Annotated in this window: 27 protein-coding genes; 6 read left to right on the forward strand and 21 right to left on the reverse strand. The window is 72.8% G+C overall.

All coding sequences use genetic code 11. The annotated features are described in order from the left end of the window. Window positions 1–3: 3 nt before the first annotated feature. From secD to pgsA, 14 genes are all read right to left on the reverse strand, one after another. Window positions 4–1,812 (reverse strand): protein translocase subunit SecD, encoded by a 1,809-nt coding sequence (secD, locus tag SM418_RS29915; protein ID WP_371944389.1) that lies wholly within the window; start codon window positions 1,810–1,812, stop codon window positions 4–6. A 41-nt stretch (window positions 1,813–1,853) separates the two neighbouring features. After that, a complete protein-coding gene (yajC, locus tag SM418_RS29920) occupies window positions 1,854–2,336 on the reverse strand; it encodes a preprotein translocase subunit YajC (protein ID WP_371944390.1) in 483 nt (160 codons plus the stop codon). Window positions 2,337–2,510: 174 nt separating this feature from the next. Continuing rightward, the gene (gene ruvB, locus SM418_RS29925) at window positions 2,511–3,581 is read right to left on the reverse strand and encodes a Holliday junction branch migration DNA helicase RuvB (protein ID WP_371944391.1); all 1,071 of its coding nucleotides are present in this window, start codon (window positions 3,579–3,581) and stop codon (window positions 2,511–2,513) included. 51 nt (window positions 3,582–3,632) lie between these two features. Further along, complete coding sequence (ruvA, locus tag SM418_RS29930) at window positions 3,633–4,235, reverse strand: Holliday junction branch migration protein RuvA (protein ID WP_371944392.1); 603 nt, start codon at window positions 4,233–4,235, stop codon at window positions 3,633–3,635. Continuing rightward, a complete protein-coding gene (gene ruvC / locus SM418_RS29935) occupies window positions 4,232–4,807 on the reverse strand; it encodes a crossover junction endodeoxyribonuclease RuvC (RefSeq protein WP_371966129.1) in 576 nt (191 codons plus the stop codon). Before ruvC ends, ruvA begins: the two co-directional genes overlap by 4 nt. Window positions 4,808–4,996: 189 nt before the next feature. Next, window positions 4,997–5,752: a YebC/PmpR family DNA-binding transcriptional regulator gene (locus tag SM418_RS29940; RefSeq protein WP_371944394.1), complete on the reverse strand. Its 756-nt coding sequence runs from the start codon at window positions 5,750–5,752 to the stop codon at window positions 4,997–4,999. Window positions 5,753–5,755: 3 nt separating this feature from the next. After that, window positions 5,756–6,373, reverse strand: coding sequence for a pyridoxal 5'-phosphate synthase glutaminase subunit PdxT (pdxT, locus tag SM418_RS29945; RefSeq protein WP_371944395.1), 618 nt, complete (start codon window positions 6,371–6,373; stop codon window positions 5,756–5,758). Between the two features lie 84 nt (window positions 6,374–6,457). Beyond that, window positions 6,458–7,072, reverse strand: a complete 615-nt coding sequence (locus SM418_RS29950; RefSeq protein ID WP_371944396.1) for a DUF6928 family protein — start codon at window positions 7,070–7,072, stop codon at window positions 6,458–6,460. Window positions 7,073–7,162: 90 nt separating this feature from the next. Further along, window positions 7,163–8,086 carry a pyridoxal 5'-phosphate synthase lyase subunit PdxS gene (pdxS, locus tag SM418_RS29955; RefSeq protein WP_371944397.1) on the reverse strand — a complete coding sequence of 308 codons (924 nt, stop codon included), beginning with the start codon at window positions 8,084–8,086 and terminating at the stop codon, window positions 7,163–7,165. A gap of 133 nt (window positions 8,087–8,219) precedes the next feature. Continuing rightward, entirely contained in the window at window positions 8,220–9,254 is a 1,035-nt protein-coding gene (locus SM418_RS29960) for a DUF3048 domain-containing protein (protein ID WP_371944398.1), read from the reverse strand. Window positions 9,255–9,381: 127 nt separating this feature from the next. After that, on the reverse strand, window positions 9,382–9,927 hold the full coding sequence (locus SM418_RS29965; RefSeq protein ID WP_371944399.1) for a LemA family protein: 546 nt from the start codon (window positions 9,925–9,927) through the stop codon (window positions 9,382–9,384). 11 nt (window positions 9,928–9,938) lie between these two features. Next, window positions 9,939–11,096 (reverse strand): glycosyltransferase family 4 protein, encoded by a 1,158-nt coding sequence (locus tag SM418_RS29970; RefSeq protein WP_371944400.1) that lies wholly within the window; start codon window positions 11,094–11,096, stop codon window positions 9,939–9,941. 10 nt (window positions 11,097–11,106) lie between these two features. Then, window positions 11,107–12,036 (reverse strand): phosphatidylinositol mannoside acyltransferase, encoded by a 930-nt coding sequence (locus tag SM418_RS29975; RefSeq protein ID WP_371944401.1) that lies wholly within the window; start codon window positions 12,034–12,036, stop codon window positions 11,107–11,109. Continuing rightward, the gene (gene pgsA, locus SM418_RS29980; protein WP_371944402.1) at window positions 12,033–12,689 is read right to left on the reverse strand and encodes a phosphatidylinositol phosphate synthase; all 657 of its coding nucleotides are present in this window, start codon (window positions 12,687–12,689) and stop codon (window positions 12,033–12,035) included. Before pgsA ends, SM418_RS29975 begins: the two co-directional genes overlap by 4 nt. A 342-nt stretch (window positions 12,690–13,031) precedes the next feature. Here pgsA and SM418_RS29985 point away from each other — a divergent pair, with 342 nt between their 5' ends. The 3 genes from SM418_RS29985 (at window position 13,032) to SM418_RS29995 (ending at window position 16,678) form a co-directional block, all read left to right on the forward strand. Continuing rightward, a complete protein-coding gene (locus SM418_RS29985) occupies window positions 13,032–15,197 on the forward strand; it encodes an elongation factor G-like protein EF-G2 (RefSeq protein ID WP_371944403.1) in 2,166 nt (721 codons plus the stop codon). Between the two features lie 69 nt (window positions 15,198–15,266). Further along, a complete protein-coding gene (locus SM418_RS29990; RefSeq protein WP_371944404.1) occupies window positions 15,267–15,722 on the forward strand; it encodes a hypothetical protein in 456 nt (151 codons plus the stop codon). Continuing rightward, complete coding sequence (locus SM418_RS29995; protein ID WP_371944405.1) at window positions 15,719–16,678, forward strand: HTTM domain-containing protein; 960 nt, start codon at window positions 15,719–15,721, stop codon at window positions 16,676–16,678. The genes SM418_RS29990 and SM418_RS29995 overlap by 4 nt, the downstream gene beginning before the upstream one ends. A 6-nt stretch (window positions 16,679–16,684) precedes the next feature. On the opposite strand, the gene SM418_RS30000 is transcribed toward SM418_RS29995, so the two are convergent. After that, window positions 16,685–17,086 (reverse strand): thiol-disulfide oxidoreductase DCC family protein, encoded by a 402-nt coding sequence (locus tag SM418_RS30000; protein ID WP_371944406.1) that lies wholly within the window; start codon window positions 17,084–17,086, stop codon window positions 16,685–16,687. 76 nt (window positions 17,087–17,162) lie between these two features. Continuing rightward, window positions 17,163–17,792: an HIT family protein gene (locus SM418_RS30005; RefSeq protein WP_371944407.1), complete on the reverse strand. Its 630-nt coding sequence runs from the start codon at window positions 17,790–17,792 to the stop codon at window positions 17,163–17,165. A gap of 166 nt (window positions 17,793–17,958) precedes the next feature. On the opposite strand from SM418_RS30005, the gene SM418_RS30010 reads away from it, so the two are divergent. Continuing rightward, window positions 17,959–18,636, forward strand: a complete 678-nt coding sequence (locus SM418_RS30010) for an Asp23/Gls24 family envelope stress response protein (protein WP_371944408.1) — start codon at window positions 17,959–17,961, stop codon at window positions 18,634–18,636. Here the strand turns inward: SM418_RS30010 and SM418_RS30015 are convergent. The 4 genes from SM418_RS30015 to SM418_RS30030 all read right to left on the reverse strand — a co-directional run bounded on the left by SM418_RS30015 (window position 18,618) and on the right by SM418_RS30030 (window position 23,782). Next, entirely contained in the window at window positions 18,618–19,241 is a 624-nt protein-coding gene (locus tag SM418_RS30015; RefSeq protein ID WP_371944409.1) for a hypothetical protein, read from the reverse strand. The two genes, SM418_RS30010 and SM418_RS30015, sit on opposite strands and share 19 nt — an antisense overlap. A gap of 118 nt (window positions 19,242–19,359) precedes the next feature. Next, a complete protein-coding gene (thrS, locus tag SM418_RS30020) occupies window positions 19,360–21,345 on the reverse strand; it encodes a threonine--tRNA ligase (RefSeq protein ID WP_371944410.1) in 1,986 nt (661 codons plus the stop codon). A 289-nt stretch (window positions 21,346–21,634) separates the two neighbouring features. Then, entirely contained in the window at window positions 21,635–23,098 is a 1,464-nt protein-coding gene (locus SM418_RS30025) for a sugar porter family MFS transporter (protein ID WP_371944411.1), read from the reverse strand. Window positions 23,099–23,149: 51 nt separating this feature from the next. After that, on the reverse strand, window positions 23,150–23,782 hold the full coding sequence (locus SM418_RS30030; protein ID WP_371944412.1) for a class I SAM-dependent methyltransferase: 633 nt from the start codon (window positions 23,780–23,782) through the stop codon (window positions 23,150–23,152). A gap of 181 nt (window positions 23,783–23,963) precedes the next feature. On the opposite strand from SM418_RS30030, the gene SM418_RS30035 reads away from it, so the two are divergent. Both SM418_RS30035 and SM418_RS30040 read left to right on the forward strand, forming a co-directional pair. Continuing rightward, entirely contained in the window at window positions 23,964–25,214 is a 1,251-nt protein-coding gene (locus SM418_RS30035; RefSeq protein ID WP_371944413.1) for a histidine kinase, read from the forward strand. A 25-nt stretch (window positions 25,215–25,239) separates the two neighbouring features. Further along, the gene (locus SM418_RS30040; RefSeq protein ID WP_371944414.1) at window positions 25,240–25,914 is read left to right on the forward strand and encodes a response regulator; all 675 of its coding nucleotides are present in this window, start codon (window positions 25,240–25,242) and stop codon (window positions 25,912–25,914) included. Here the strand turns inward: SM418_RS30040 and SM418_RS30045 are convergent. Next, window positions 25,911–26,867: a quinone oxidoreductase family protein gene (locus SM418_RS30045; protein ID WP_371944415.1), complete on the reverse strand. Its 957-nt coding sequence runs from the start codon at window positions 26,865–26,867 to the stop codon at window positions 25,911–25,913. The genes SM418_RS30040 and SM418_RS30045 overlap by 4 nt on opposite strands.

Genomic DNA, 26,867 nt, shown 5'->3' on the forward strand with positions numbered 1-26,867 from the left:
TGGTCAGGCCTCCTGGCTCGTCTTGGCGGCGGTCGCGGCCGAGTTCTGGGCGGCGCGGTGCAGCCGCCTCGGATCGAGCCCGGACATCGGATGCCCCCGGCCGAAGAACTTGGTGCGCGACAGCAGCGCGACCAGCGGCTTGGTGAAGAAGAACACCACGATGACGTCGATGAGCGTCGTGAGGCCCATCGCGAACGCGAACCCGGCGACGCCGCCGACCGCGAGGAAGTACAGCACCAGCGCGGCCAGGAACGTGACGGCGTCGGCGACGAGGATGGTGCGCCGCGCCCGCTTCCAGGCGTTCTCGACGGACGAGCGCAGCTTGCGCCCGGCCCTCAGCTCGTCCCGCAGCCGCTCGAAGTAGACGATGAACGAGTCCGCGGTGATGCCGATCGAGACGATCAGCCCGATGATGTGCGGGAGGGAGAGCCGGAAGCCCATGCCCTCACCGAGGATCACCACCGACAGGTAGGTGATGGCGGACGCCACGACCAGGCTGGACACCGCCACCAGGCCGAGGCCCCGGTAGTAGAACAGGCAGTACAGGACCACCAGGCCGAGGCCGATCGCGCCGGCGATGAGCCCGCCGGTCAGCTGGTCGGAACCCAGCGTGGACGACACCTCGTCGATGGAGCTCTGCGTGAACTCCAGCGGCAGCGCGCCGTACTTGAGCACGTTGGCGAGGTCGGTCGCGTACTGCTGGTTGAAGCTCTCGGGCGGCCCGTCGATGCTCGCGGTGCCGCCGGTGATCGGGCCCTCCCGGATCGCGGGCGCCGAGACGACCTGGCCGTCCAGCACGATCGCGACCTGCGCCTGCGCCGAGGACGGGTCCTGCTGGTAGGCGCGGGACGCGTCGGTGGTGACCGCGCCGAACTGGCGGCCGCCCTTGCCGTCGAACTTGAGGGACACCGACCAGCTCGCCTGGCCCTGCTGGGCGTTCGGCGGCATCGCGTTCGCCTCGTCGACGTTCTCGCCGAGCACCCGGACCGGCCCGAGGATGTACTTGGTGACCTGGCCGTTCTCCTCGTCCTGGTCACAGGCGGCGACGAACTGGCGGCTCGGGTCGTTCGCGCCGGCGGCGCGCCGGTCGCCGCTGTAGCAGTCGAGCGCCTCGAACTGCTTGATGACGGCCTTGTCGGTCACGCCCGGGTAGTCCTGCGCGGGGGCCGTCGCCTGCCCGGACGGCTGGATCAGCGGCGAGGACGGCGAGGCCGACGGGCTCGCCGCGCCGGACGGCGTCGGCGTCGGCGCGGTCAGCGCCCCCGACAGCGCCCGGCCGCGCGGGGTGGCCGACTCGGACGGCGACGCGCCCCCCGACGGGGACGCCGAGGCGGACGCCGAAGCCGACGGCGAGGGGCTCTTGCCGCCGCCCGTCCCGCCCTTCTTCGTGGCGGAGGGGCTCGGCGACGGGGCCGCCGCGGTCGCCGAACGCCCGTCCGCGCTCGCGAACACCTGGCGGAACTGCAGCTTCGCCGTGGTGCCGATCAGGCTGACGACGCGGCCCTGCCCCTCACCGGGGACGTTCACCACGATGTTGTTGCTGCCCTGTTTCGCGACCTCGGCGTCGGAGACGCCCAGCCCGTTGACGCGCTGCGTCATGATCTTGACGGCCTGGTCCATCTGCTCGGCCGGAGGATTCTTCCCGCCCGGGGTCTTCGCCGTGAGGGTCACGGTCGTCCCACCGGCGAGGTCCAGTCCGAGCTTGGGCGTCGTCCGCCCTTGCCAGACCGCCAGGCCGGAGAGAACGACCAGGACCGCGAACAGCGCGAGGAGGGTGCGCCCGGGCCTGGGCGCGTTTCTGGGCGAAGCCACTTGTCGTCGTACTTCCCGTCTATGTCGTCACCGAGGGAGGGTCAGGCGGAGGGCTTGTCGGCCGCCTTGACCTTGGTCTTCCCGTTCGGCTCGGACTCGGGCTCGGCGTCCTCGTCCGCTTCGGTGCCCTTGGCCTCGGTGTCGCCGTCCTTGGACAGGTCGACGGCGCCGTCCTCGTCCAGCCCGTCGGCGTCCTCGTCGAGCTCGTCGTCGAGGTCATCGGGCTCGGGGTCCTTCAGGACCTGCATGACGGCCTGCTTGACGAAGCGGACCTCGACACCGTCGGCGATCTCGAGCACGACACCGTCGTCGTCGACCTCCACGACCGTGGCGCGCATCCCGCTGGTCGTCAGCACGCGGACGCCGGGTTGTACGTCGTTCTGCATCTGCATCTGCTCTTTGCGCCGCTTGCTCTGCGGGCGGATGAGCAAGAAGTAGAAGACCAGGGGAACGGCGAGGAGCAGCAGCAGGTTGAAAGCCCCGCTACCGCCGGAATCCGCCGCGAGAATCATGTCGCTGCCCATTACGGGAGCATCCTTCCGATGTCGATTGCCCAGCCTGTGACCGGAACGGCCACGCGCACGGGACCGCCGGCTGGAGACGGTGAACCAAGTCCCGGAGTCTAGAGAGTACGCGAGGCCCCGGCAACGACGCGACGAACGACGACACCGGGAAGTTCCCAACCCGTTATCGGATGATCATGGATCGGGCCGGTCGGCGTCTTCGTCCACGTCGAACAGGGTCCCCGCCAGCGGCGCCGTGGGCGGCTGGGCGAGGCCCAGGTGCGCCCACGCGGCGGCCGTGGCGACGCGCCCGCGCGGCGTCCTCGCCAGCAGTCCCTGCCGGACGAGGAACGGCTCGGCGACGACCTCGACGGTCTCCGGCTCCTCCCCCACCGACACGGCGAGGGTGGACAGGCCCACCGGGCCGCCGCCGAACTTGCGCATCAGCGACTCCAGGACGGACCGGTCGAGCCGGTCCAGTCCCCGTTCGTCCACCTCGTACAACGCGAGGGCCGCCCGCGCTGATTCCTGGGTGACGACCCCGTCGGCGCGGACCTCGGCGAAGTCGCGGACGCGGCGCAGCAGCCGGTTGGCGATGCGGGGCGTGCCGCGGGACCGGCCCGCGACCTCGGCCGCGGCGTCGTCGCTGATCTCCACGTCCAGCAGCTTCGCCGACCGCCGGACGATGACCTCCAGCTCGGCGGGCTCGTAGAAGTCCATGTGCGCGACGAAGCCGAACCGGTCGCGCAGCGGCCCGGGCAGCATCCCCGCCCGCGTGGTGGCCCCGACCAGCGTGAACGGCGCGATGTCGAGGGGGATCGCGGTCGCGCCCGGCCCCTTGCCCACGACGACGTCGACCCGGAAGTCCTCCATCGCCATGTAGAGCATCTCCTCGGCGGGACGCGCCAGCCGGTGGATCTCGTCCAGGAACAGCACCTCGCCCTCGGCGAGGGTGGACAGCACCGCCGCGAGGTCGCCGGCCCGCTCGATCGCGGGCCCGGAGGAGATCCGCAGCGGCTGCCCCAGCTCCGCCGCGATGATCATGGCGAGGGTGGTCTTGCCGAGGCCGGGCCCGCCCGACAGCAGCACGTGGTCGGGCGTCCGGCCGCGCCGCAGCGCGCTGTGCAGCACGAGCGAGAGCTGCTCGCGCACCCGTTCCTGCCCGACGAAGTCGTCGAGCTTCTTCGGCCGCAGCGCGGCCTCGATCCGCTGCTCCTCGGCCCCGCCGGCGTCCGCCGAGACCAGCCGCTCGAACTCCTCGCTCATCCCGTCACCTGTGCGGGCACGGCCCCACACCCCCCGGTTCGCCGCCGCTCATCATTTGCTCAGCTTCTTCAGCGCGGCCTTCAGCAGGACGGCCACGGGCGGCGCCGCGCCGCCGTCGAGGTCAGCGGCGACGGCGTCCACGGCGGCGTCGGCGTCCCTGGCGGACCAGCCGAGGTTGACCAGGCCCATGTGGACCTGCTCGCGCCACGCCTCGGCGGGGACGGGCGCGCGGACCTCGTCGGCGCCGCCGACCGGGCCGCCGAGGCGGTCCTTGAGCTCCAGGACGATCCGCTGGGCGCCCTTCTTGCCGATGCCGGGCACTTTGGTGAGGGCGGCGAGGTCCTCGCCGGCCAGCGCGCGGCGCAGCGCGTTCGGCGTGTGCACGGCGAGCATCGCCAGGGCGAGCCTGGGCCCGATGCCGCTGGCGGTCTGCAGCAGTTCGAACACCGTGCGCTCGTCGTCGTCGGCGAACCCGAAGAGGGTGAGGCTGTCCTCGCGGACGACGAGCGACGTCGGCACGTTCGCCTCGTCGCCGACCCGCAGCCCGGCGAGGGTGGCGGGCGTGCACTGCACCGAGAGGCCGACGCCGTGCACGTCGATCACCGCGCCGTCGGGCCCGGCGGCGGCCACCCGGCCGCTGACGAAGGCGATCACTGGACACTTCCTCCTCTGCTGCGGGCGGCGAGCCGGGCGCGTTCGGCCCGGGCCGCCTCCTCGATCCGCGACAGCCGGGCGCGTACGAGCCGCTGCTGCGCTCCCCCGCGCCACACGTGGCAGATGGCCAGCGCGAGCGCGTCGGCCGCGTCCGCCGGCCTGGGGGCCGTCTCCAGCGACAGCAGCCGGGTCACCATCCGGGTCACCTGCGCCTTGTCGGCGCGCCCGTTGCCGGTGACGGCGGCCTTGGCCTCGCTCGGCGTGTGCAGCGCGACGGGCAGGCCGCGGCGGGCCGCCGCCAGCATCGCGATGCCGGCGGCCTGCGCGGTCCCCATCACGGTCCGGACGTTGTGCTGGGCGAACACGCGCTCGACGGCGACGGCGTCCGGGCGCAGCTCGTCCATCAGGGCCTCGATGCCGGTCTGGATCGCCAGCAGGCGCAGGGCGTGGTCCTCGTCGGCGTCGGTCCGGACGACGGACACGTGCACCATGTGGAGCCGCTTGCCCGGGGCGCCCTCGACGACCCCCACCCCGCACCGGGTGAGCCCGGGGTCCACCCCCATCACCCGCACGGCCGCTCCTTCGATCATCTGTTCGGCCGCCAACGCTACCAACACGCGCCGCGGGCCAGAAGCAGTCCGGCGAGAACGGCGTGGCCGCCGGCACCCGGAGAGCCGGACCGTCTGTTGTCCCGTGCGCTTCGTCCGTGGACGCGCGATGCCGCCGCGTCCCGGAGGGGACGCGGCGGCATCGGAGCGGTCTCAGGCGTCCAGGGAGGCCATGACCTCGTCGGAGACGTCGAAGTTGGCGTAGACGTCCTGGACGTCGTCGGAGTCCTCCAGGGCGTCGAGGAGGCGGAAGACCTTCTTGGCGTTGTCCTCGTCGAGGGGGACGGTGACGCTCGGCAGGAACTTGCTCTCGGCCGACTCGTAGTCGATGCCGGCGTCCACCAGGGCGGTGCGGACGGCCACCAGGTCGCCGGCCTCGCTGACGACCTCGAAGTTCTCGCCGTCGAGGTCGTTGACCTCCTCGGCGCCGGCGTCGAGGACGGCCATCATCACGTCGTCCTCGCTGGTGTTCGCCTTGGGGACGATCACGACGCCCTTGCGGGTGAACATGTAGGAGACCGAGCCCGGGTCGGCCAGGGAGCCGCCGTTGCGGGTGAGGGCGACGCGCACCTCGGAGGCCGCGCGGTTGCGGTTGTCGGTGAGGCACTCGATGAGGACCGCGACACCGCCGGGCGCGTAGCCCTCGTAGGTGATGTTCTGCCAGTCGGCGCCCCCGGCCTCCTCACCGGCGCCGCGCTTGCGGGCGCGCTCGATGTTGTCGTTGGGGACGGAGTTCTTCTTCGCCTTGTAGATGGCGTCGTAGAGGGTGGGGTTCGCGTCGGGGTCGCCGCCGCCGGTGCGGGCGGCCACCTCGATGTTCTTGATCAGCTTCGCGAAGAGCTTGCCCCGCTTGGCGTCGAGGGCCGCCTTCTTGTGCTTGGTCGTCGCCCACTTGGAATGGCCGGACATCTGTCACTCCTCCTCTGTCGCCCGGCGCACCAGATCGGCGAAGTAGTGGTGCACGCGGAAATCGCCTGTCAGCTCCGGATGGAACGAGGTCGCCATGAGACGTCCCTGACGAACGGCGACGATCCTACCGGCGTTCGGACCGCTCTCGGCGCGTCCGAGGATCTCGACGGCGTCGCCCACGGATTCCACCCAGGGCGCGCGGATGAAAACGGCGTGGTACGGCGTGTCCCCCATGCCGGTCAGCGGCACCGCGGCCTCGAAGGAGTCGACCTGCCGGCCGAACGCGTTGCGGCGCACCGTCATGTCGATGCCGCCGACGGTCTCCTGGCCGGCCGCGCCGTCCCGGATCCGGTCCGCCAGCATGATCATGCCGGCGCAGGAGCCGTAGGCGGGCATGCCCGCCTCGATCCGCTTGCGCAGCGGGCCGAGCAGCTCGAAGGACCGCGCCAGCCGCCACATCGTCGTGGACTCCCCGCCCGGCAGGACGAGGCCGTCGACGCGTTCCAGCTCCTCGGGACGGCGCACGGTCAGGGTGCGCGCCCCCGCCGCCTCCAGCGCGCGGGCGTGTTCGCGCACGTCGCCCTGCAAGGCGAGGACACCGATGGTCGGCACAACGGTCACGTGAGAACCTTCCGGGGATCGCGGGGTGGTCTCAACCCTAGACGTTCCTTACAACACCCCGCCGCCTGGCCGGTCTTCCCGGGTTCAGGCGTGCTTGAAGCGGCGCAGGGGGAGCTCCAGGGGCAGGAAGCCGTCCTTGCCCCGGTCGGCGATGCCGCGGCCGAACATGTGCGCCTCGGCGAGCGCGAGCCCGAACTCCTCGGGGTCGAAGGGGAGCGGGACGTCCGGCGCGCCCGCGTCGATGGCGCGCCAGAACGGCCGCTCGGCGGGCAGCCGCTCGCCCTGGTCGACGACGACGCCGTCCTCGGCGGTGACGAACACGTCGCGGAGCAGTTCGCCCGACTCGTACCAGCGGAACCAGCAGCCGCTGATCACGTTGTGCAGGACGAGGACGCCGCAGTGCGAGCCGGGCAGGGCGGCCGCGGCGGTGTCGGCGATCCGGCGGGCGTCGTCGTCGAGGCAGAACAGCCGCCGGTCGCACAGCAGCAGCGCCCGCTCGAACGCCCCGACGAACAGCTCGTCCTCGTAGGGCCAGAGCGCGAAGTCCAGGACCGTGTCGCCGGTCTCGGTCAGGGTGTCCGCCGGGTAGAGGCCGCGCGCGATCGCCGCGGCGGCGCCGGGGTCGGGCACGAGGCCCGGCCGGAACACCTCGTCGGGTTCACCCGCGCTCGCGCACGCCAGCGCGACCGACCAAGCCATGCTCTCCCCTCCCGCGGCCGGGCATCGCCCCCGCCACGCCGCCAGGTTAACCCGGTCAGGGCCCGCTGTGGAGTCCGGGCCCGGATCGGGTCACCAGCCGCGGCCCGCGAACTTCTGGTCCTCGCCGAGGGAGGCGGCGCTGATGCCGACCATGGCCTCGCCGAGCCCGCGGGACACCTTGGCGATCACGTCGGGGTCGTCGTGGAAGGTGGTGGCCTTCACGATGGCCTCGGCGCGCTGGGCCGGGTTGCCGGACTTGAAGATCCCGGAGCCGACGAAGACGCCCTCGGCGCCGAGCTGCATCATCATGGCGGCGTCGGCGGGGGTGGCGATGCCGCCCGCGGTGAACAGCACGACGGGCAGCTTCCCGGCCCTGGCGACCTCCTTGACCAGCTCGTAGGGGGCCTGGAGCTCCTTGGCCGCCACGTACAGCTCGTCTTCGGGCAGCGACTGGAGGCGGCGGATCTCCTGCCGGATCTGCCGCATGTGGGTGGTCGCGTTCGACACGTCGCCGGTGCCGGCCTCGCCCTTGGAGCGGATCATCGCCGCGCCCTCGGTGATCCGGCGCAGCGCCTCGCCGAGGTTGGTGGCCCCGCAGACGAAGGGGACGGTGAACGCCCACTTGTCGATGTGGTTGTCGTAGTCGGCGGGGGTGAGCACCTCGGACTCGTCGACGTAGTCGACGCCGAGGGACTGCAGCACCCGAGCCTCGACGAAGTGGCCGATGCGCGCCTTGGCCATGACCGGGATGGACACCGCGCCGATGATCCCGTCGATCATGTCGGGATCGCTCATCCGGGAGATGCCGCCCTCGGCGCGGATGTCGGCGGGCACCCGCTCCAGGGCCATGACGGCGACCGCGCCGGCGTCTTCGGCGATCTTCGCCTGCTCGGGCGTGACGACGTCCATGATCACGCCGCCCTTGAGCATCTCCGCCATGCCGCGCTTGACGCGGGCGGTCCCCGTCTCGGGCGCGGCGTTGTCAGTGGCGGGAGTGGAAGTAGACACGGTCATTCCTCACGTGGACGGACGACAAATCACTTTCCATGATATTGCCTGCTCGCGGGACCTCTCGACCCGGCGGAGCGTCGACCTGCGCCGCCCGCCGCCGACGACGTGACCGCCGGCACGCCGTCCGGGACACGGGTCAAGGGGTGTAGGGCTTGCCGTCGTTGACGAGCAGCACCCATACCTGGCCCGGCGCGAACGTCATCGGCCTGCCGTCGGCGGTGGTGAAAGCGGTCCCCTTGCCCTCGGACGGCCGCGTCCACTTGGCCTCGTAGGACTTCCCGTCGCGCAGGACGAGCGCCCGCCCGCTGCCGGTCGTGTGGATCAGCGGCGTGTAGCTGCCGAGGAAGTCGTGGAACTTCGAGCGTGTCGTCTTGGCGTACTGGATGACGACGGTCCTGCCGCCCAGCCGCCCGCCCTCGGCGGCGCGGTCGGGGCGCCCGCCCCAGCTGGCGAGCCACCGCTTCTCCTTGGCCGACCAGGTGAATCCCATGGTCGCGCTGGGCCAGCGGGCGGTGAACGACCTCGTCGGCTTGCCGCCCTCGGGCGCGTCCCCGAAGCGGAAGCCGATGTCGCGCGGCTTCGCGGCCTTCGGCGCCCGGCTGAGCAGCTCCTTCGGGTCGGCGTACAGGTTGTAGGGGATGCGCTTGGCGCTCGACCGGAAGTAGGCGCCGCCCGCCTTCTCCTGCGAGACGTCGTACAGCGGCGCCTTGCGGACGTACTTCTTCATCTTGCTCTGGACGCCGGAGAAGGCGAAGGCGGGCCGGCCGAACTGGGGCAGGATGTGCAGGTCGGAGATGCGGGCGCTGCGGACCGGCCCGACCTTCTTCGGCAGCCGGGACGAGTAGACGGCCATCAGCCGGGTCTCGCCGCCCTCGACCTGCTCGACGTAGACGATGTCGGCGTCCTTCACCCCGCTCTGCGGCATCGCCGGCCTCGTGTTCTCGATCTTGACGGCCAGGACCGGGTTGCCCACGCCCTTCGTGCCCCCGTCGAACGGGTGCGTCGCGGGCACGGGAGGCCCGCTCGGCGACGGCGCGCCCGTGCCGCGCGGCGGCGCCGCCGACTTCGGGCCGGAGTCCGAGCAGGCCGGCAGGGCGGCTGCGCCGAGGACGAGGACGCCGAGCCCCGCGGCCGCGCGGCCCCGGACGGCGGTGTCCCATGCGGATCGCACGATGTACCCCTCCTTGGACGATCTGCCAGAGGGTAGCGAACGTGATCGGATGCGCCCGCCCCTTCCGAGCGGTACGGCCCGGGGCCGCGGCCGGGGTCGGCGACGAGCTGTGATCAATGTCGCGTGCTCAGATTCCCGGCGGGTCGTCGTCGATCTCGAAGAAGTCCGGCAGCGGGGCGCGCCCGGCGAGCGGCAGGATCCGGATGAGCAGCTTGCGCCGCGCGGTCCGGGCCTGGGAGACGGCGTCGTTGTAGAAGTTGCGGGCGTAGGCGACCTTCGCGGCGGCCGAGGACAGCTCGTCCAGGACCTCCCCGCCGTCGCCGCCCGCGCCCCGGGCGGTGATGGTGCCGACGAACTCGGGCTGGTCGACCACGGCGCGCAGCGCCCGGGACAGGTCGCTCTCGGCGAACTCGCGGCCCTCGGCGTCGGCGGTGCGCGCCTCGTGGGCGGCCGTCGCCAGCACCAGGCTGGCGGCGGGGTCGAGGAGCCGGGACGCGGCCAGCTCCAGCGCGGCGGCGGCCCGCCGGACGAGCGCCGCGTCCAGCGCGGCGCGGGCCGTCTCGACGCGGACGTGCAGCCGGTCGAGCCGGGTGGCGCGCCACGACACGTACACGCCGACCAGGAAGACGAACGCGATCCAGAACAGGACGTCGATGATCCAGTCGTAGGACATCCGGCGCCCTCCTACGGCACCCGGCCGGATTCGACGACGCGGGCGCCGCCGTCCGTGACCGTCTCGTACACCCGCAGCACGTCGCGGGCGACGGCCGACCAGTCGTAGGCGCGGACGGCGGCGCGGGCCTCCGCGGACAGGTGCTTGCGCCGGGCCGGGTCGTCGAGCAGCTCGCCGGCGGCCGCCGCGAGCGCCTCGTGGTCGCCGGTCGGGAACAGCGCCCCGGCCCGCCCGCCGAGCAGCACCCGGTCGAACGCCTCGATGTCGCTGGCGAGGATCGGCGCTCCGGCCGACATCGCCTCGGCGAGCACGATGCCGAAGCTCTCGCCGCCGAGGTTCGGCGCGACGAAGACGTCCACCGAGTGGTAGGCGCGGACCTTGTCCTCCTCGCTGACCATGCCGAGGACGGCGACGCGGTCGCGCAGCTCCGGCGAGACCCGGGCGAGCACGTCGTCGGCGTCGCCGGGCCCGGCGAGCAGCAGCCGCGCCCCCGGCCGGCGGCGGCCGAGGATCTCGAACGCGCGCAGCAGCACCGGCAGGCCCTTGCGGGGCTCGTCCATCCGGCCGAGGAACCCGAGCGTCCCCTCGTCGGCGGGCGGGGGCTCGGCGCGGCCCCGCCAGCCGGGCAGCGGTTCGGCCATCGCGTACCGCTCGGTCGCGACGCCGTTGGGGATCAGCACGGCGTCACCGCCGAGGTGCTCGACGAGCGTGGTGCGGGCGGCCTCCGACACCGCGATCCGGCCGGTGATCTTCTCCAGGGCGCTCTGCAGGATCGGCGCGGTGACCGAGAGCGCCCGCGACTTCTCGTAGGACGCGTGGAAGGTGCCGACGATGGGCCCGTCCGCCGCCCAGCACGCCAGCAGCCCGAGCGAGGGCGCGGCGGGCTCGTGGACGTGCAGGACGTCGAAGCCGCCCTCGTTGATCCACCGCCGGACCCGCCCCGCCGACAGGAACCCGAACGCGAGCCGGGCCACGGAGCCGTTGTAGGGGACGGGGACGGCGCGCCCGGCGGACACGACGTAGGGCGGCAGCTCGGCGTCGTCGTCCGCCGGCGTCATCACCGACACGTCGTGGCCGAGCCCGATCAGCGCCTCGGCGAGGTCGCCGATGTGCTGCTGCACGCCGCCCGGGACGTTCCACGTGTACGGGCAGACGATCCCGATCCTCATCGGCGGGCTCTCATCCCCGGCCGTCCGCCAGGTCGTCCACCCAGACCTTCTGCAGCATGTGCCAGTCCTCGGGGTGGGCGGCGATGCCCGCCTCGAAGGCGCGCGCAAGCTCCTGGGTCATGGCCTGGATCTTCTCCTGTCTGCCGCCGTCGTCCGGGACCGGGATCTCCTCGTGGACCCGCGCGGCCCAGTACTCCCCCTCGTACCAGAGTGTCACGGGAATGAGGGCGGCGCCGGTCTGGATCGCCAGCGCGGCGGAAACGGCGGGCATCCGGGCGGTGGCGCCGAAGAACTCGACGTCGATGCCGTTCTCGGTGAGGTCGCGGTCGACGACGAGGCACACCGGCCGTCCGGCGCGGAGCCGCTGGGCCATCCGCCCGTACGCGGAGGCGCCCTTGTGGGCGAGGACCTCCATGCCGAGGCTCTCGCGGAACTCGACGAACCGGTCGAAGAGCCCCTCGGGCTTGAGCCGCTCGGCGACGGTGGTGAACGGGTACCCGCAGTGCACCAGCCACGCGCCCGCGTGCTCGTAGTTGCCCATGTGCGGCAGGGCGAGGATGACGCCCCGGCCGGAGTCGAGGTTGGTGAAGATCTTCTTCTCGCCGGTGACCCGCATCCGGCCGAGGATCCGCGCCCGGTCGTACTCGGGCAGGCGGAACACCTCCAGCCAGTAGCGCAGGTAGGAGCGCAGCACCTTCTTGCTGAGGACGCGGACCTCGTCGTCGACGGCCTCCTTGCCGAGGACGCGGCACAGGTTCCGCTCCAGCTGCCGCACCCCGGAGCCGTACCGGTGCCACGTGCGGTCGGCGATGGCGGTGAAGGCGAGCCGCGCCACGCTCTCCGGCATCTTGCGGACGACCGTCCAGCCCAGGGCGTAGACGGCGTCGGTCACCTCGTCGCGGAGCGACGGCCCGTCCTCGCTCCGGCGGGGCGCGGTCATGGTCGCGGCTCCGGCGTCTTCGCCGCCTCCTTCTCCTTGCCCGCCCCGGCGCCCGCGTCGCCCTTGGCCTGGACGTACACGGTGGCGAACCGCTGCCCGACCGTGATCGTGCTGAGCACGGCGAGGCCCCACAGGGCGATGGCGAGGATGAAGGGAACGCCGAGCCCGTCGAACCCGGCGGCGACCAGGGCGACGATGAGGCGTTCGGCGCGCTCGGCGATGCCGACGTCGCAGGTGTAGCCGAGCCCTTCGGCGCGGGCCTTCGCGTAGGACACCACGACGCCGGAGACGAGGCAGAACAGCGCGACCCCGGCGAGCGGCTCCTGGCCGTCCCGGTACAGCCCGATCATCAGCCCGGCGAAGATGGCGGCGTCGGCGACCCGGTCCATGGTGGAGTCCAGGAAGGCGCCGAACTTGGAGATCTTGCCGGTGACGCGGGCGACCGCGCCGTCCAGCATGTCGAACAGCACGAACGCGGTGATGACCATCGTGCCCCAGAAGAACTCGCCGCGCGGGAAGAGGACGAGCGCGCCGGCGGCGACGCCGACCGTGCCGATGACGGTGATGGCGTTGGGCGAGATTCCGGTCCGCGCGACCGCCTGTCCGACGGGGGTGAGGACGCGCCCCAGCGCGGGCCTGATCTTGTTGAGCATCGCCGTCCGTTCTCGTGTTCGCGGGGTGCGGTCCCTGCCGGTGACCGGGCGGTGCCGCCCTTCGCCTGCGACCGGGCGGCCCCATCGTAGTGCGGACGCGGCGCGGACGTGGTCGGCGCGGGGTTTGGGGGCCGCGCGGCCCGGACAGATGACGGTTGATTGCCGTCCACCCCTTGTGGTCCCGGCCATCACGGGAAAGGGTGGCGATACGGGTGTGACGTCGGTCACGCGCGTTTGGACGAGGATCGGACGCCGCACTCGGACGTCAGGGCCGGGCCCGCCGGGGCCGGGCCCCCAGCCGCACGCGGGCCTCCGCGCGGAGACCCGTCCGAGGAGGATGTCATGGCGGACAAGGGAGGCCACCCGGGAGCCCCCGGCAGGGCACCGGAGGCCGGCGGGTGCGAGAAGGTGCGCAATGTCGCGCTGGTCGGCCATTCGGGTGCGGGCAAGACCACGCTCGTGGAGGCGCTGCTCGCGGCGACGGGCACGGTGCAGCGGGCGGGCAAGGTCGAGGACGGGACCACGGTCAGCGACTTCGACGAGGTCGAGGTGCGCCAGCAGCGCTCGGTGAGCCTCGCCCTCGCCCCGCTCGTGCACGGTGACGTCAAGGTCAATCTCATCGACACACCGGGCTACGCCGACTTCGTCGGCGACCTGCGCGCCGGGCTCCGCGCCGCCGACGCGGCGCTGTTCGTGATCTCGGCGGTGGACGGCATCGACGGCCTCACCCGGATGCTGTGGGAGGAGTGCGCGGCGGTGCAGATGCCCCGCGCGGTCGTCGTCACCAAGATCGACCAGCAGCGCGGCGACTACGACGACGTGGTCATGACCTGCCAGGACGTGTTCGGCGAGGGCGTCGCGCCGCTGTACTTCCCCGCCGCGGGGGAGGGCGGGCTGAAGGGCCTGATCGGGCTGCTGTCGCAGCGCTGCCTCGACTACTCGACCGGCAGGCGCACCGAGTGCGAACCCGACCCCGAGTACCTGGAGCAGATCGCCGACCAGCGCGCGTCGCTGATCGAGGGGATCATCCAGGAGAGCGAGGACGAGACCCTCATGGACAGGTACCTGTCCGGTGAGGACATCGACGTCAAGGCGCTCATCGAGGACCTGGAGACCGCGGTGGCGCGCGGCAGCTTCTACCCCGTCCTCGCGACGTCGGTGCCGCACGGCGACCACCCCGGTCCGGTCGTCGGCATGCTGGAGCTGCTGGAGATCATCACGCAGGCGTTCCCCTCTCCCCTCGAACACGGCATCCCCCCGGTGACGGCGGTGAGCGGCGGGCCGCCGAAGGAGATCTCCTGCGACCCGGCGGGCCCGCTGGTCGCCGAGGTCGTCAAGACCACGTCCGACCCGTACGTGGGGCGGATCTCGCTGGTCCGGGTGTTCTCCGGAACGCTGCGCCCCGACGCCACCGTGCACGTCTCCGGGCACGGCATGGAGGACCGCGGCCACGAGGACCACGACGTCGACGAGCGGGTCGGCGCGCTGACGTCCCCGCTGGGCAAGACGCAGCGGACCGTGTCGTCCTGCGGCGCGGGCGACATCTGCGCGGTGGCGAAGCTCGGCCGCGCCGAGGCGGGCGACACCCTGTCCGATCCCGCGGCGCCGCTGCTGATGGCGCCCTGGTCGATGCCCGACCCGCTGCTGCCGGTCGCGATCAGGGCGAAGTCCAAGGCCGACGACGACAAGCTCAGCCAGGCGCTCGGCCGGCTCGTCGCCGAGGACCCGACGCTGCGGCTGGAGAACAACGCCGAGACGCGGCAGCTGGTGCTGTGGTGCATGGGCGAGGCCCACGCCGACGTGCTGATCGACCGGCTCAGGACCCGGTACGGCGTCGAGGTCGACCGGGTGGACCTGCGCGTCCCGCTGCGGGAGACGTTCGGCGGGACGGCCAAGGGCCTCGGCCGGCACGTCAAGCAGAGCGGCGGGCACGGCCAGTACGGCATCTGCCACATCGACGTGGAGCCGCTGCCGTCCGGCGAGGGCTTCGAGTTCGTCGACAAGATCGTGGGCGGGGTGGTGCCGCGGCAGTTCATCCCGTCGGTCGAGAAGGGCGTCCGGCAGCAGATGGCGCGCGGGGTGTCCGCCGGGTACCCGCTGGTCGACATCAAGGTCACGCTGCACGACGGCAAGGCGCACTCGGTCGACTCCTCCGACATGGCGTTCCAGGCCGCCGGGGCGCTCGCGCTCAAGGACGCGGCCGGGCAGGTGCCGATCCTGCTGCTGGAACCCGTCGACGAGGTCGCCGTGCTGATCGCCGACGACTACGTGGGGCCGATCATGTCCGACCTCACCTCGCGGCGCGGCCGGGTCCTCGGCTCCCAGGCGGTGCCCGGCGGCCGCACCATGATCAAGGCGGAGGTGCCGCAGCTGGAGATCGTCCGGTACGCGATCGACCTGCGGTCGATGTCGCAGGGCACCGGCACGTTCAGCCGCACGTTCCTGCGCTACGAGCCGCTCCCGACGCACCTGGCCGACAAGGTCGCCGCCGAGTCCAGAGACGACTAGCCGGGCCGGGCCCGCTCGCGTGCCCGGAGCCCCGCCCGCGCCCGCGGGGCGGGGCTCTAGGCTTGCGGCGTGGATCTACCCCCCCTCCGGCTAGGGCCCCGCGCGCGGCTCTGGCGGTCATTCGCGGGCGCCACGGTCGTCGGCGCTCTCTGCTACTCCAGCGCGTACGGGAGCAACGACGACTTCCCCCTCGGGCCCATGACGCAGTTCGCCTTCTCGGTGAAGGACGACGGCGGCGCGATCAGCTCGTACTGGCTGGAGGCCGACACCGCGGCGGGCACGCACGTGGCGCTGTCCTTCGACGCCGTCGGCACGGGCATGAAACGCGCCGAGATCGAGGGGCAGATGCCGCGCATCGTCCGCGATCCGTCGCTGCTGCAGGGGATCGCCGACGGGCAGCGCAGGCTGCATCCGTCCGAGCCCAGGCTGACCAGGGTCTATGTGGTGCAGGAGATCAAGAAGCTCAAGCACGGCAAGGTCGTGTCGACCATGCGGCAGAACCGCGTTGTCTGGGACGTGCGATGACCGCCGCCGCGACGCCGGAGGCGCCCCGTCCCGTCCGGCCGCCGGGGGACGCGCCCGAGCCCGCCCGCAGCGCGTGGGACCGCTGGTGGTTCGGGCCGATGCCGCGCGCCCGGATCGCCTGGCTGCGGATCCTCGGCTACGTGTTCCTGCCGTTCGACATGCTGCTGCTGACCAGCAGCTCGCTGGCGCACGCGCGGCTGCCCGCCGACCTTTACCAGCCGGTGCTGGTCGGCAGGCTGCTGCACCTGCCCGCGCCCACGCCGTGGGCGATGTACACGCTGCTGGTGGTGACGATCGCGGCCGGCCTCGTCGCGGCGACCGGTCGCGTGCTGCCCCGCGCGAGCGGCTACCTCGCGGCGTGCGGGTACCTGTGGTGGGTCTCGATCAGCATGTCGTACGGCAAGGTCGACCATGACCATCTCGCCCTGGTCGTGGCGCTGTTCGTCCTGCCGAGCGTCGGACGCGCGGGCATCGGCGACGCCCGGCGCTGCGAGGCGTCGGCGTGGTCGGTGCGCGGCATCCAGATCGGGGTGGTCGCGGCCTACTTCTTCTCCGCGTGGGCGAAGATCCGCATCGGCGGGTTCCCCGCGTGGCCGAACGGGTCGACCGTCCAGTGGGCGCTGAGCCGGCGCGGGACGCCGTTCGGGCGCAGCCTCATCGACTATCCGGTGATGCTGAAGGCCAGCCAGTGGCTCATGTTCGTCGCGGAGGCGCTGTCGCCCGCGCTGCTGTTCCTGCGCGGGCGCCCGCTGTACGCGCTGGTGCTGTTCTTCGCGGGCTTCCACGCCGTCACCTACGCGCTGATGACGATCCACTTCCTGCCGCACGCCATCTGGCTCGCGGCGTTCCTGCCGCTGGAGCGGCTCACGGGGCTGCTGCCCGAACGCCTGCGCGGCGGGACGGCGACACCGACGGGGACGGGGACGGGGAAGGCGGCCGCACCCGCTGCGTCCTGAGCCGGGTCAGGTGTGCGAGCCGGGACGCCGGTCGGGGGGCAGCATGCACGCCGCCGTCCCGCCCGGCATCCGGTGCCGGTTGCTCGCGACCAGCCGGTACACGGCGTGGGCGGCCCAGCTGACCGGCGGAACCCGCATGACCGTCCCGGGGACGCGCCAGAGGCCGCCGGCGGCGGTCATCATCCGCCCGATGGCCTGCGCGCCGCCGCTGACCCGTCCGTCGCGGTCGATCCACAGCACCTCGTGCTGCGCCCGCTCCGCCGTGGTGCCGAGGGCGTCCAGGTCGGCGAACTGGAAGGCGACGACCGTGGCCTGGACGGGCACGTGCCGTTCCAGGAACCGCACCGAGGACGTGCAGAAGCCGCAGTCGCCGTCATAGACCAGCACCGGCCGTTCCGAGCCGCTCACGCTCTCCTCCTTACCGGGGGACGGCCCCCGACGCCCCGGTCAGGAGCGGTACGGCGCGCTCCCCCGCCGTGCCCGGTCATGCTTCGTGCGGCCATGCGTCGGCGAGCATCTGGCGGGTGTCGCGCAGCAACTGGGGCAGCACCCGGGTGTGCCCGACGACCGGCATGAAATTGGTGTCGCCGCCCCAGCGCGGGACGATGTGCTGGTGCAGGTGCGCCGCGATGCCGGCGCCCGCGACGAGGCCGAGGTTCATGCCGACGTTGAAGCCCTGCGCGCCGCTGCACTTGCGCAGCGCGCCGAGGGCGCGCCGGGTGAAGGTCGCCAGCTCCACGTACTCCGACTCCTCCAGGTCGGCGTAGTCGGCGACGTGCCGGTACGGGACGACCATCAGGTGCCCGGAGTTGTACGGGTAGAGGTTCAGCACCGTGAACACCGACTCGCCGCGGGCCACGACGAGACCCTCCTCGTCGCTCATCTTCGGGATCTCGCAGAACGGGCAGCCGTCCTCCGACCCGGCGCCCGTCGGCTTGCCCTCCCCCTTGATGTAGGCCATCCGGTGCGGGGTCCAGAGCCGCTGGAAGTTGTCGGGCGTGCCCGCGCCGCCTCCCTCCTCCTCGAAGCGGGGCGGGCGCGCGTTCCCCGCGCCGGCCCCGGACGCGTCCTCGCGCCCCTGCTGCACCACGGACTCCTCCGGCTCTGCGGTCAAGGCGGCGGTCTCCTTTGTTCACGGCCTGACCAGCAGCATAGAGAGGAAAGCGGGCGGGGCTGTAGCCGGGATCCCTTCCGGGACGCGCCCGCAGGCCCCGTCCACGCGTGACGTTTCGGGGTGACTCCGCCACCATGGTCATCCAACCGAACCGTGGGGAGCGATCATGACGGGGCTCGACAAGCGGCGGAGCGAGGGCGGCGAGCCGAGGCCGGACCCCGGGTCCATCCCGTACCTCCCCGGGCTGCCCGGGCGGCCGGGAACGGGGCAGCCGGGAACGGGGCAGCCGGGAACGGGGCAGCCGGGAACGGGGCAGCCGGGATCGGGGCAGGGCGGGACGGCGCCGTCGCCGTCGCCGTCGCCGTCGCCGGGAACGACACCCCTCACGGCGCCGACCGCGTCCGGGGCCGGGGCGGTGCCGATGACGCTGCACGGCTCCCCCGGTGACGTCACCGTGCGGGTGGAGGGCCGCATCACGATCGAGGACGCGGTCCTGGAGAAGATCGCCGCCCTCGCCGCACTGGAGGTGGCCGGGGTCGTCGGACCGGCCCCCGCCGGTACCCGCGTCGCCGTGGACAAGGACGATGTCACGATCCACCTCGCCATCGCGGTCGAGTACGGCAGCGTGATCAAGGACGTGGCCCACGCCGTGCAGGAGAACGTGGCGCGGGTGACGGGCCTGATGCTCGGCGTGCGGGTCGCCGCGGTCAACGTGTCCGTGGGTGACGTCCGCCTGCGCTCCGCGCCGCCCCGGCCCCGCAGCGGGATGAGCGGGACGGGTCATGACGGGGCAGGTCAGAGCGGGCCGGGTCAGAGCGGGCCGGGTCAGACGGCCCGTGCGTAACAGCTCTGCATGCCGCCGCCGACGGACACCGTGGTGACCTTGACGCGTTCGACCAGGCGCGGCGAGACGCCCGTGAAGTGGAAGGTCTGCGGCCGGCCCGCGCTCGCGCTCGCCTGCTGCGACTTGGGGGACCCGCCCGGCAGGAGGAGTTCCACCCGGATCAGGCCGCTGGCGGAGACGGTGACGAGCACGTCCACGCCCTTGGCCGTGGCGCGGTAGAACGCCGTGCCGTCCGGGCACTGGCCCCCAGCGGAGCCGCCGCCGTTCTGCGTCGGGATCTGCGGGCCGCCGCCCTGCCCGCCGGACCCGCCGCCGTTCTGCCCGCCCGGATACGGCCGGCCGCTGTCGTTCTGCTGCGGCACGGGGTTGGTCGGGGTCGCGTAGCCGCCTGGGACGCCGGGGACGCCGCCCTGCCCGGGCGGGGACGACGCGGACGGGTCCGCCGTCCCCTCCGCTCCGGTCGCGCCCTTCTTCCCGCCGTCCAGCAGCGGGACGAGGAGCACGATGACGGCGGCGGCGACGAGCAGCAGGGTCCCGCCGTAGCCGGCGATCCGGCCCCAGAGCCGAGCCCGCCGACCTCGCCGCGCAGGCCTCCTGGACTTCATCTCCGCTGACTCCCCGTCGTGGCACGTGAGCGACGAGGCTACCAACTCCGGGCGGCGCTCACCCCGCCGTCACCGCGCCGGGGCCGCGCCCGCGCGGGGCGGGCGCGGCCGGCCCGGCTCAGATCTGGACGCGGGCCTCGACGGCTTTGACGATCTCGTCGACCGCCTCGCCGATCGGGACGCCGTTCTTCTGCTCGCCGCTGCGGTAGCGGAACGACACGGCGTCCTTGGCCACGTCGTCGTCGCCCGCCAGCAGCATGTAGGGGATCTTCTGCTTCTGCGCGTTGCGGATCTTCTTCTGCATCCGGTCGGAGGAGGTGTCGACCTCGACGCGGATGCCGTGCTCGCGCAGCTTCGCCGCGACCTTCTCCAGGTGCGGGACGTGGGCGTCGCCGATCGGGATGCCGACGGCCTGCACCGGCGCGAGCCACGGCGGCATCGCGCCCGCGTAGTGCTCCAGCAGGACGCCGAAGAACCGCTCGATCGACCCGAACAGCGCCCGGTGCAGCATCATGGGCCGCTGCCGGGTGCCGTCCGCCGCCTGGTACTCCAGGCCGAACCGCTCCGGCTGGTTCGGGTCGACCTGGATGGTGGACAGCTGCCAGGTGCGGCCGATCGCGTCCTTGGCCTGGACGGAGATCTTCGGGCCGTAGAACGCCGCGCCGCCCGGGTCGGGGACGAGGTCGAGGCCGGTGGAGTCGGCGGCCTCCCGCAGCGCGGCGGTCGCCTTCTCCCACATCTCGTCCGAGCCGATGAACTTGTCGGATTCGTCGCGGGTGGACAGCTCCAGGTAGAACTCGTTCAGCCCGTAGTCGCGCAGCAGGCCGAGGACGAAGTCGAGGAGCCGCTTGATCTCCTCGCCCATCTGGTCCTCGGTGCAGTAGATGTGCGCGTCGTCCTGGGTCATGCCGCGGACGCGGGTGAGGCCGTGGACCACGCCCGACTTCTCGTACCGGTACACCGACCCGAACTCGAACAGCCGCAGCGGCAGCTCCCGGTAGGACCGGCCCCGCGCCCGGAAGATCAGGTTGTGCATCGGGCAGTTCATCGGCTTGAGGTAGTAGTCGCCGCCGTCGACCTCCATGGCCGGGAACATGTCGTCCTTGTACCAGCCGAGGTGCCCGGAGGTCTCGAACAGGTGGCCCTTGGTGATGTGCGGGGTGTTGACGAACTCGTACCCCTCCTCCTCGTGCCGGCGGCGCGAGTAGTCCTCCATCACCTTGCGGACGGCGCCGCCCTTCGGGTGGAAGACGGCGAGGCCGCTGCCGATCTCGTTCGGGAAGGAGAACAGGTCGAGCTCGGCGCCGAGGCGGCGGTGGTCGCGCTTCTCGGCCTCCTCCAGGAACCGCAGGTACTCGTCCTGCCTGTCGCGGGACTCCCACGCGGTGCCGTAGATCCGCTGGAGCTGCGGGTTCTTCTCGCTGCCGCGCCAGTAGGCGCCGCCGGTGCGCATCAGCTTGAACGCGGGGATGACGCGGGTGGACGGCAGGTGCGGGCCGCGGCACAGGTCCTTCCAGCGCGGCTCGCCGGACTTGGCGTCGAGGTTGTCGTAGATGGTCAGCTCGCCGCCGCCGACCTCGACGCTCGCGCCGTCCGCGGCGTCCTCGACGGGGCCGGAGCCCTTCAGGCCGATCAGCTCCAGCTTGTAGGGCTCGGCGGCGAGCTCGGCGCGGGCGGCGTCGTCGGAGACGGGCCGCCGGGAGAACCGCTGGCCCTGCTTGACGATCTCGCGCATCCGCTTCTCGATGCGCTTGAGGTCGTCGGGGGTGAACGGCTCGGCGACGTCGAAGTCGTAGTAGAAGCCGTTCTCCACCGGCGGGCCGATGCCGAGCTTCGCCTCGGGGAACAGCTCCTGGACGGCCTGCGCCAACACGTGCGCGGCGGAGTGCCGCATGATCGCCCGGCCGTCGTCGGAGCCGATCTCGACCGGCTCGACGGCGTCGCCGTCGCGCAGCTCCCCGGCGAGGTCGCGCAGCTCGCCGTTGACGCGGGCGGCGATCACGGTGCGGCCGTCGGCGGCGAGGGCCTCGCCCGCGGTGGTGCCCGCCGGGACCGCCCGCTCGCCGCCGTCGAGGGAGATGCGCAGTTCGGACACGGTGGACACGGGTACTCCTCGCGATTGCGGTCTGGGATCAGCGGGTTCCGATGCTATCGACTCGGGGTCTCCCCCGGACGCATCCGGTTCCATCGGACGCTCCTCTCGTCGGGTTCGCCGTGGAGGGCGGGAGGCGGTCCCCGAAAGCGGAAGGGCCCCGGGGATCGCTCCCGGGGCCCTATCCGCGTGCAATGTCAGGACATGCCGCCGTAGCGCCGGGAGTGACCCGGCGTCGTCGTCTCGATGGACACGTGCGGCATGCCCCCACTGTAGCCGACGCGAGCGGAGACGTGCCCGGTCAAGCGCGCACCCTCGGGGAGGCGAGCTGGTCCATGTCCTCCAGCTCGCGTCCCTTCGTTTCGGGCACCGCGCGGAACACGAACAGGAACGCGAGCACGGAGAACAGCGTGTAGATGCCGTAGGCCAGGCCGAGCGAGAAGCCCGAGATGCCGGGGAAGGTGGTGGTGACCACCCAGTTGGCGATCCACTGCGCGGCGGCGGCGACGGCGAGCGCGGAGGCCCGGATGAAGTTGTTGAACATCTCGCCGAGCATCACCCAGACGACCGGCCCCCAGGTCGCGGCGAACGAGGCGACGAAGACGTTGGCGGCGACGAGCGCGACGGGGCCGGCGACTCCCGCGAGGTGCGGCTTCCCGTCCACCACGGGGGCGGTGGCGAAGCAGGCGGTGAGGGTGCCGAGGGAGACCGCCATGCCGGCGGCGCCGGCGAGCAGCAGCGGGCGGCGTCCGATCCGGTCGACGAGCGCGATGGCGACCAGGGTGAAGGCGACGTTCACCAGCGAGTTGATCACCGAGGTGAGCATCGCGTCGTTCTCGGAGAACCCGACCGCCTGCCACAGCGAGGACGAGTAGTAGAAGATCACATTGATGCCGACGAACTGCTGGAAGACCGACAGCAGGATGCCGGCCCAGACGATCGGGAGCAGGCCGAACCGGTTCCCGCGCAGGTCCCCCAGCCGGACGGGCCGGTCCTCGGCGATCGACCGGACGATCTCCTTGATCTTGCCGTCCACGTCGCCGCCGCCGAGGACCCGCCCGAGCACCTCCCGGGCGCGGGCCGTCTGGTGCTTCTTCACCAGGTAGCGGGGCGACTCGGGGATCGTCGTGGCGATCACTCCGTACAGGACGGCGGGCACGACGGCGCTGGCGAACATCCACCGCCACGCGTGCCCGCCCCAGGGGAACGTTCCGGAGGCGCCGCCGTCGGAGACGCGGGCGATGACGTAGTCGACGACGAGGGCCGCGAAGATGCCGAGGACGATCGCCATCTGCTGGAGCGAGCCGAGCCGGCCGCGCAGCCCGGCGGGCGCGATCTCGGCGATGTAGGCGGGTGCGATCACGGACGCGGCGCCGATGGCGAGGCCGCCGACCAGCCGCCAGGCGGTCAGGTCGATCGCGTTGAAGGCCAGCGCCGAGCCGAGCGAGCTGATCACGAACAGCACCGAGGCGACCAGCATGACCTTGACGCGGCCGATCCGGTCGCCGAGCGGACCGGCGAACCAGGCGCCGACCGCGCAGCCGAGCAGCGCGGCGGACACGACGAAGCCGACCACGAAGCCGCTCAGCCCGAACTGGTCCTTGAGCGCGTCGACCGTCCCGTTGATCACCGAGGAGTCGTAGCCGAACAGGAAGCCGCCGAGGGCCGCGGCGCCGGCGAGCAGCACGGCCGTGGCCGTCGTGTGCGAGGGCGCGTCACTCTCCTGGCCGTCCAATGGTCGCGGCTGGCTGCCCGAGGTCGTCATGGGCCCTGATCTTCCCCGCGAAACGGACCTTATGCGCGCCCTTGCCGTCGCTCAGTCGCGGACGGCGACCCCGAGAACGTGCGGTGAGGCGGGGTTTCCCCGGCCGGGGGCCGGGAACTCGAAGCGCCGCTCCGCCCGCACGCTGAAGCCCGATCCGGCGATCCACTCCTGCGTCGGCCGGGACACGTGGCAGCCGGCGGCGAAGAAGGGCCACAGCACGTCGGCGTACCGCTGGAACCGCACCTTCCCCGGCGTGGTCCCCCGGACGTGCTCGTAGTAGCGCAGCTCGCCGCCCGGTCTGAGGACGCGCCGCAGCTCGGTCAGGACGCGGACGGGGTCGCGCACAGAGCACAGCACGAGCGAGGCCACCGCGACGTCGAAGGATGCGTCGTCCAGGTCGAGGTCCTCGGCGACGCCGGGACGCACCGTGACGGGGACGGGGGCGCGGCCGGCCTCGTGGTCGGCCCTGGCGCGCAGCCGCGGCTCGGGTTCGATGGCGACCACCTCGGTGACCTCCGGCGGGTAGTGCGCGAAGTTGGCCCCGTATCCGGCGCCCACCTCCAGCACGCGGCCGGACGCCCCGGCGAGCAGCTCGGCGCGGTGGGCGGCGCCGCCCACCTTCGCGCAGCCCGCGTCCAGGCGCGGATAGAGCCGGGCGAATATCGGATGGCTCAGGTCGGTCATTCCCGCAGTCTCCGCCCCCGCGCCGGTCGCCGCAAGATCGCCTCGCCGCGCGCGGGCCGGCGCCCGGCCGCCGGCCGGGGGGCGATCGCCCTGCTCACGGGTGATACCCGAGGGGGCGGGTCGGATCTCCCTCCCCCGGGGCAGGCCGTCCCGGCGCCGCGGGTCCTAGGCTCCAGGACAAATGAACGAACCAGACCGCTTCGCGTCCGCGGGCCGGACGCGGCTGCTCGCCGGGGTCCGCGCCGCCCTCCTGCCCGGCCGGGACGGCCCGCCCGTCACCCTGCTGCCGGGGCGTCCGGCGCTGCGCCTGCCGATCCTGGCGCTGCTCGCCGCGCTGACGATCGGCTTCACCGCGGGTTCCATCGCCATCGCGATCCAGCAGTACCACGTCGCGACCGGGCTGGCCTGGCCGCTCGGCGTGCTGCAGGCGACCCCGCTGATCTTCGCGGCCCGGTGGCCGCTGGCCGCCTGGCGGGTCGCGGCGGCCGGCCTGCTGCTCACGGTCTTCGTCCGGCACGGCGCGGGGTTCATGCCGTGGCCGGTCACGGCGATCCTGGCGCTGGTCGTCGTCCTGTTCTTCACCGGTGTCGGCTCGGACCGGCAGACCACCGTGGGCGTGGGCGCGGTGACGACCGCCGGGGTGCTGGTGCCCGCCGTGCTGTTCGGCATGCCCGGCTGGTTCGGCATGATCCTCGCGGGGATCGCGGTGGTCGCGCTGACGTTCGGGGACGCGGTCGGCGGGCGCCACTCGGCGGTGGAGGAGCTGCGCCGGCGCGAGGAGCAGCACCGGCAGGACCTGGCCCGGCAGGCGGTGCTGGAGGAGCGCGCCCGCATCGCCCGCGAGCTGCACGACGTCGTCGCGCACCACATGTCGGTGATCGCGATGCAGGCGGAGGCGGCCCCCTACAAGATCCCCGATCTGCCGGACGCCGCGCGGCAGACGTTCGGGGTGGTGCGGGACGCGGCGCGCGAGGCGCTGACCGAGACGCGCCGCGTCGTGGGGCTGCTGCGCGCGGACGACGAGAGCGCCGAGCGGGCCCCGCAGCCCGGCCTGGAGCGGCTGGACGACCTGGTCGCCGCCGCCCGCCGCTCCGGGCTGTCGGTGGCGACCGTCGTGACCGGCGTGCCGCGTCCGCTGAACGCGGGGGTGGACCTTTCGGCGTACCGGATCGTGCAGGAGTCGCTGAGCAACGCGTCCCGGTACGCGCCGGGCTCCCGGGTGCACGTCGAGGTGAGGTACGGGCCCGAGGCGCTGGCGGTGTCGGTCACCGACGACGGGGCCCGCAGCACGCCGGAGGAGTCGCAGGGCGGCGGCCACGGCCTGGTCGGGATGCGCGAGCGCGTCACGATGCTGGGCGGCCGCCTCGACGCCGGGCCGCGCGACGCCGGCTGGTCGGTCGGCGCCGAGTTGCCCTACGGAGAGGTGGACTGATCTTCGTCGCCGTAGGGTTGGCTTCGTGACGATTCGGGTGCTGATAGCCGACGACCAGGTGATGATCCGCGACGGGCTCGCGGCGCTGCTGTCCTCCGACCCCGGCATCGAGGTGGTCGGGCAGGCGGGCAACGGCCGGGAGGCCGTGGAGATGGGCCGCCGGCTCGACCCGGACGTGATCGTGATGGACATCCGGATGCCGGAGATGGACGGCCTCGCCGCCACCGCCGAGCTGGTCGGCGAGCCCGACCCGGACGCCGACTCGGCGGGGGCGCGGCCGAAGGTGCTCGTCCTCACGACGTTCGACCTGGACGAGTACGTCTACGAGGCGCTCGGCGCGGGCGCCAGCGGATTCCTGCTGAAGGACGCGTCGGCGGCGGACCTCGTGAACGGGGTGCGGGTCGTCGCGGCGGGCGACGCGCTGCTCGCCCCGTCCATCACCCGGCGGCTGATCGGCGACTTCGCGCGCCGGCGCCGGCACCAGCGGCCGAGCCCGAACGCGACCGCGGGGCTGACGCCGCGCGAGCTGGACGTGCTGCGGCTCATGGCGCGCGGCCTGTCCAACGCCGAGATCGCCGCCGAGCTGGTGCTGGCCGAGCAGACGATCAAGACGCATGTCGGGCACGTGCTGACCAAGCTGGCGCTGCGCGACCGCACCCAGGCCGTCGTCTACGCTTACGAGAACGGGCTCGTCGGCTAGCGGGACGGGTCCAGGACGAGCTTGCCGGTGGTCCGGCGTGCCCGCAGGTCCTCGTGTGCGCGCGCGGCCTCGGTCAGCCCGTACTCTCCGCCGCCGATCACGCGGAGCCGGCCGTCCGCGGCGAGGCCGAACAGCTCGTCCAGCGCGGTGCGCATCACGTCGCCGGGGAGCTGGAAGACGTGCGCCAGCCACATCCCGGAGATCGTGGTGGAATGCGCCATCAGCGTGGCGGGGCGCACGGGCGAGGGCTCCTTGCGCGAGGCCATCCCGTAGAAGGCGAGGCGGCCGAACGGGGCGAGGGCGCGCAGGCTCTGGTCGGTGACGGTCCCGCCGGTCATCTCCAGGACGGTGTCGACGCGCCGGCCGCCGTTGGCGTCGATCAGCGCTTCCCTGAGGTCGGGCTCGTTCGCGTCGATCGCGACGTCGGCGCCGAGGTCGAGGGCGAGCGCGCGCTTCTCCTCGGACGAGGCGGTGGCGATGACCCGCCCGGCGCCCCACGCCTTGGCGAGCTGGACGGCGAGCGTCCCGACCCCGCCCGCGGCGGCGTGCACGACGACGGACTCGCCCGGCGCGAGGTGGACGCTGCGCCGCAGCAGCACCCACGCGGACGCGCCTTGCACGATCATGCCGAGGGCGGTGACGTCGTCGATGGCGTCCGGGACGTTCCAGGCCAGCGCCTCCGACGCGACGGCCTTCTCGGCGTAGCCGCCGGTGCCGACGAGCGCGACGACGCGACGGCCGTCCGCGGTGGTGCCGACGACCTCGCCGCCCGGCACCATCGGCAGCGTGGAGGCCGACAGGTAGCTGTTCTCCGCCTGGTGGGTGTCGGCGTAGTTGACGCCGGCCCGCGAGACGTCGACGAGCAGGTGCCCGGGCCCGGCGGCCGGCTCGGGCAGCTCGGTGACGGTAAGGACCTCCGGCCCGCCGAACTGGGTGATCTGGATCGCGCGCAT

This window comes from Actinomadura chokoriensis (genome assembly GCF_041463665.1).
GTDB lineage: Bacteria > Actinomycetota > Actinomycetes > Streptosporangiales > Streptosporangiaceae > Spirillospora > Spirillospora chokoriensis_A.